The sequence below is a fragment of the Burkholderia sp. GbtcB21 genome (genome assembly GCF_019091065.1).
Classification (GTDB): domain Bacteria; phylum Pseudomonadota; class Gammaproteobacteria; order Burkholderiales; family Burkholderiaceae; genus Burkholderia; species Burkholderia pyrrocinia_C.
In genome coordinates, this window is record NZ_JAGXKA010000472.1 from 1 (window position 1) to 236 (window position 236).

1 protein-coding gene is annotated in these 236 nt (G+C 61.0%); it reads right to left on the bottom strand.

Annotation, left to right across the window (positions count from 1 at the left end; genetic code table 11):
- Window positions 1-132 (bottom strand): LysR family transcriptional regulator (locus KVT39_RS37400; protein ID WP_217591527.1); only part of this gene is annotated, 132 nt, incomplete at its 3' end.
- Window positions 133-236 lie beyond the last annotated feature (104 nt).

The window sequence follows — 236 nt, forward strand, 5'->3', positions numbered from 1 at the left end:
TTCGAGCTTCGCGATCTGGCGGCTGACCGCCGACACGGCCACGTGCAGCCGCGCGGATGCGTCGCTGATGGAGCCGGTGCGCGCCACCACGACGAAATACCGCAGCGCCAGGCCATGCAGGAAAGCCGCCATCGTTCTGTCTCCGCGCCGTACCCGGCCGCGCTGCTTTGCCATTTCGGCAAATGAAGGTTCGAAATTCGATCATTGTGACAAAAAAAACGGCTTCCTAGAATCGA